Raw genomic sequence first — 4,973 nt, 5'->3', positions numbered from 1 at the left:
GAGACCACAACGTTGATAGGTGAGGTGTGGAAGCGTGGTGACACGTTAAGCTAACTCATACTAATTGCCCGAGAGGCTTAACCATACAACGCCCAAGGTGTTTGTGTGTGGTGTGATACAGAATTCTATCGAGCTTGCTTGTTAAAGACATAAAAACAGTTTTTGCCTGGTGGCAATAGCGCTGTGGAACCACCTGAATCCATTCCGAACTCAGAAGTGAAACGCAGCCGCGACGATGGTAGTGTGGCAGATGCCATGCGAGAGTAGTTCACCGCCAGGCTCCCAAATAAGCCAAAGGGCCCAGTCTAACGACTGGGCCTTTTTGCTTATGTGAATTTAGTGGTGGACCATTCGAGCAGCGCATCCCCCATGCGACAAAAACGTCTGGAATGTTTTTGAACGGCGCAGCCGCCCCGAAGGGTGGAGGGCAGGAGGCCCGGAATACAAAAGCCCGGAGCCAATTTGGACCGCCAACGGCGGGTCCCGCAGGGACGAGACCCAGGATGGGTCGAGCACTGTAGTTCACCGCCAGGCGGACAAGACGTCCCGCTGTCGCCTCACCACTCAAATTCAGAACCAATGCGTTAACACCCAACCAACTCCACCTACCCATTCCCCCCTCATTTGGCTATAATGCAGCCCGTTTTTACAGCAGTTTTGGGTGTAGTTTGATCCTAGTCCGTGCAGTCCAGTACCTTTGGTTCAGAATGATCCGGCTTAGCTGGCGTTCGTGGCTGAAGCTGATCCCACTGATGCTCATCAGCCTGGTGTTGATCTCTACTTTTATCACCCCTATTCCTGATCAGCAGTATCATTTCCCTGACGAAAATACCGCCAACAGTAATTTTCATGTGGTTGAATTTAATGACGAAGGTCAGCCTCACGACTTAAAACAACAGCAGGCTTTGTTTGATCGTATTAAAAAACCGGACTCTGCCACCGCAGAGCTGGTGATTTTTGTTCATGGCTGGCACCAGAACGCCGCTTCAACAGATTCAAACTTTGTTGCTTTTCAATCCTATATCAAAGAGTTACAACAGGCGGCGCCACAAAGAAACCTGATTGGTTTGTATTTAGGCTGGCGAGGCGATAAATACGACCCTCTTTGGTTGGACGAGTCTGATAAGGCGGAAGGTTGGATGGAGCCGCTCGACTTTCCTACAATTTTCCAGCGGAAAAGAGTCTCACGTTTGGTCGGCGAGCGAGGCGTGAGCCAGTTATTAGATAAACTGGATACTGTGGTTGAGCAGGGACAACTGAAGCGTTACATCTTTATTGGTCATAGTTTAGGTGGTTCTGTTGCCTTGCACGCCAGTAAGGCCAGAGTAAAAAAAGCCATAGATTTGGGTAAAGACAATCCGAATTTGTATTTACTGCTCAACCCTGCGGTAACTGCCAAAGAGTATAAGCCACTCGATACATTATTAAGCGTCGACAGGCAAAAGCCTAGTATGGTGGTATTGCAGTCCAAAGGCGATTTTGCCGTAAAAGAGGCGTTTAACTTCTTGAAAGATGGTGAGCAGGCGGTAGGAAATTCCTGGGCTATCACACACGATATCGATAAGTGCCCCAGGGGTAACTGCGAAACTCCTATAGTACTGCATAGCAGTTTAGCCCAGCACGATGCAATACCTGGCTGCATGATGCAACTCAATCGCTCTGGCTGGCGTATCCGTGCCCGGGTGCAGGCCCGTCGTACTATTCAAAGTTGTGACGATGCCAATATGCAGGCGGTCTGGGTACTGGCTGTATCCGATGACATTATTTTTGGTCACAACGGTATTTTAACGCCGAATCATGCCGGTGCTTTGGCGGAAATTTTAAGTCTGATTGATTACCACAGAAACCAAATTCCGGAAGCTATTTAATTAGTGCCACAGAATCAGCACTGTGCCAGCAACTGTCAGGCTGGCGCCTATCCAGGCTCCGAGAGCAGGTCGCCTTTTATAAACCAGCCATAATAAAGGCACCACTACCACCGGGCTCACAGACGACAAGATACCGACCAAACCCGCATCTCCGGTTTTAAGCGCCTGTAAAATCAGCGTCATACCTATCACCATCGACAAACCTGCATTAACAAACACCATAGCGAATACTTTTTTTGTCATAGGCAAATAAACCCGGGCCACTTTAAAGCCCAACCAAAACAGCAGCAGATGAGCTAACAAAGCCACTGTCATCCGTACTGCAGACGCACTAACTGCATCTATCTCGGTTTCCATCAGTGGTTTTAACATTAAGGTCGAAGCGGCCTGACAAATAGCCGAAGTTAAGCCTAAGGCGATACCTGAGCCGAGTTGAGATTGATTCGACTCCCAATGATGTTGCTCTTCCGCTCTGCGACCCAGCACTATGGCGGTCATCACTCCTGAACTTAATAAGCCACAGCCAACCAAGGTCCAGCCCCAAATCGATTCACCTAAAAATAGATAAGCGAGCAGCACCGAAAACATCGCATGAGTGGCAAACAGCACCCCGGCACGACGGGGCCCTAAACGATTCATTGAGGCAAACAGCGAGGTATCACCTATTAAAATACCAATAAGGGCTGAGATGGCTAACAGTGGTAATTGAGGCAACGCCAAAGTATTAAAGCCGCCACTAAAATATGCCCAGAGCCACAACATACTGGCCGCGCAAGCCAAACGCCAGCGGGTAAAAGCAAAAGCGCCCAAATGACTGGATGCAGTGGCCGACAATAAGCTGCCGACAGCCCAGCATACCGCAGCCAATAAAGCTAAGTATTCGAAAGGCACTAATAAATTCCTGAAGATAAATAACGATCGCCGCGGTCGCAGATAATAGCCACTATAACAGCATCTTTGAGTTGTTCGGCCAGACGTAATGCTGCGTAGCCGGCGCCACCGGAACTGACACCACAAAAGATGCCTTCTTGTTGTGCCAACTGACGCATAGTTGCTAAGGCTTGATCGGCAGTAATGTCGATGATCTGATCAACCCGCTGCTTTTCATAAAAACCGGGTAGATAGGCTTCTGGCCAACGGCGTATACCCGGAATGCTGCTGCCTTCTGTGGGCTGCAGGCCAAGGATTTGAATCGCAGGGTTTTGTTGTTTTAAATAACGTGATACCCCCATGATGGTGCCTGTGGTGCCCATGCTGGAAATAAAATGGGTGACTTTGCCCTGGCTTTGTTGCCAGATCTCAGGGCCAGTCGAGGCAAAATGCGCTGCCGGATTATCGCTGTTATTAAACTGATCCAGCACTAAACCCATACCTTCGGCCTGCATTTGTTTGGCTAAATCACGGGCGTATTCCATGCCTTGGTCTTTACTGACCAAAATCAGCTCAGCACCATAAGCCCGCATTGAGGCTTTGCGCTCTTCTGTCATATTGTCCGGCATAATCAGCTTCATTTTATAGCCTTTAATAGCCGCAGCCATCGCCAGTGCTATGCCGGTATTACCGCTGGTCGCTTCAATCAGGCAGTCTCCTGGTTTTATGTCGCCACGTAGCTCAGCCTGTTGCAACATAAAAAGAGCGGGTCTGTCTTTGACTGAACCCGCCGGATTATTGCCTTCCAGCTTTAACAACACTGTACTTTGGGTGTGATTGGCCATACGTTGCAAACGGACCAAAGGCGTTTGGCCAACATAGTCTTCGAGGGTAGGGAACATAAAACCTCAGTGGGACGGAACAAATTGCGCTTAGTGTAGCGGATCTGACATTGTGCCGACAGACAGATCCGCTATAACTCAGACCATCGACGACACTGAAAGACGTTTCAGGTTATCGCATAAAATAGCAGTGGCTATGCCGACATTCAGCGACTCTGTATCGCTAAAGGCCGGGATAGTGACTGGATGACTGATCACGGGCTTGAGCGCCGGATTAATACCATTGGCTTCATTGCCCATCACCAGATAACCACCAGCCTTGCTGAGCTTTAACTGATGCACTGACTCGCCTTCCAGGTAAGCACCGTAGATTGGCATTGTGCTTTGCTCTAATACCGGCAATACATCCTGATAATAAAGTTTTACCCGTAAAAATGAGCCTTTCGCTGCAGCTATCACTTTGGGGTTATACAGATCGACTGTGTCGGACGAGCACAAGACATGACGGATACCATACCAGTCAGCCACCCGGATAATAGTGCCTAAATTACCAGGGTCGTTGATTTGATCTAACACTAGTACCCAGTCGCCTGGCTGCTCTTTGAATGGGCTGGCTACTGGTATTTCAGCCACAGCCAAAGCGGCGTTATTACTCGCAAAAGTACCCACCTGCACCAACTCATGTTCAGTGCATTGCTGTATCAAATCGGCTTTAGTGCACAGAGCATGATGCTGCTGCAAAAACTGCTCTGTGCCAAACACTGCACGCACTTTCCATGCACTGTGCAGCAATTCCAGCACCGATTTTTCGCCTTCAACAAAAAACAGTTGTTCGGCTTTGCGGTATTTTTTTTGCTGCAGGGATCGAATAAGTTTCGACCATTTCTGACTAATCATAAACCCTTCTTACTTGAAGCTGCAGCCGCGTTGACTGCGTGCTCTCGCCCCGGTCACATAGTGGCCTATGCTCCCGGGGACTCGTTTACTTGTTGCCTTGCTGCAACTCCAATTAACTTGGGTTACACCTTCTTACTTGAAGCCGCAGCCGCGTTGACTGCGTGCTCTCGCCCCGGTCACATAGTGGCCTATGCTCCCGGGGACTCGTTTACTTGTCGCCTTGCTGCAACTCCAATTCATTTGGGTTACAGCCCTCTTACCTGAAGCCTACATCGAGGCCTGGTATTTTTGTTGTCCCGCCACCCATGTTTGTTGCACTTTAGCTTGCCATAAGGTTTCCGGGGCTACTTTAAAAATATCACGGTCTAGCAGAATAAAATCAGCCCACATCCCCGGCACTAACGAGCCCATGCTGTGATCCTGAAAAGCGCCATAAGCGGCATCGAGCGTAAAAGATTTTAACGCCTGAGTTAAAGTCAGACGCTGTTCCGGTAAC

5 protein-coding genes and 2 rRNA genes are annotated in these 4,973 nt (G+C 49.1%); 3 read left to right on the top strand and 4 right to left on the bottom strand.

Features of this window, described 5'->3' with window-relative positions; all coding sequences use genetic code 11:
- The 3 genes from SD53_RS12275 to SD53_RS12265 all read left to right on the top strand — a co-directional run.
- Window positions 1-85, top strand: a 23S ribosomal RNA gene (locus SD53_RS12275); the annotation flags it as partial.
- Window positions 86-165: 80 nt separating this feature from the next.
- A 5S ribosomal RNA gene (gene rrf, locus SD53_RS12270) occupies window positions 166-280 on the top strand.
- 388 nt (window positions 281-668) lie between these two features.
- The gene (locus SD53_RS12265; RefSeq protein WP_241481792.1) at window positions 669-1,868 is read left to right on the top strand and encodes a lipase family protein; all 1,200 of its coding nucleotides are present in this window, start codon (window positions 669-671) and stop codon (window positions 1,866-1,868) included.
- Here SD53_RS12265 and SD53_RS12260 read toward each other — a convergent pair whose 3' ends face one another.
- From SD53_RS12260 to SD53_RS12245, 4 genes are all read right to left on the bottom strand, one after another.
- Complete coding sequence (locus SD53_RS12260) at window positions 1,869-2,759, bottom strand: DMT family transporter (RefSeq protein WP_046520528.1); 891 nt, start codon at window positions 2,757-2,759, stop codon at window positions 1,869-1,871.
- Window positions 2,759-3,640 (bottom strand): cysteine synthase CysM, encoded by an 882-nt coding sequence (cysM, locus tag SD53_RS12255; RefSeq protein ID WP_046520527.1) that lies wholly within the window; start codon window positions 3,638-3,640, stop codon window positions 2,759-2,761. The genes SD53_RS12260 and cysM overlap by 1 nt, the downstream gene beginning before the upstream one ends.
- A 78-nt stretch (window positions 3,641-3,718) precedes the next feature.
- Entirely contained in the window at window positions 3,719-4,477 is a 759-nt protein-coding gene (locus SD53_RS12250; protein ID WP_046520526.1) for a TrmH family RNA methyltransferase, read from the bottom strand.
- Between the two features lie 267 nt (window positions 4,478-4,744).
- A partial coding sequence (locus SD53_RS12245) for an amidohydrolase family protein (protein WP_046520525.1) occupies window positions 4,745-4,973 on the bottom strand: 229 nt, incomplete at its 5' end.

Source organism: Rheinheimera mesophila (assembly GCF_000986865.1).
GTDB classification, from domain to species: Bacteria; Pseudomonadota; Gammaproteobacteria; order Enterobacterales; family Alteromonadaceae; genus Pararheinheimera; species Pararheinheimera mesophila.
The sequence above is the reverse complement of the archived record's forward strand: the minus strand, read 5'-3'. Positions and strand labels throughout refer to the sequence as shown.

Coding starts and splice junctions, on each gene's coding strand:
- cysM (WP_046520527.1), bottom strand. CDS start 3,640: ATGTTCCCTACCCTCGAAGACTATGTTGGCCAAACGCCTTTGGTCCGT.
- SD53_RS12250 (WP_046520526.1), bottom strand. CDS start 4,477: ATGATTAGTCAGAAATGGTCGAAACTTATTCGATCCCTGCAGCAAAAA.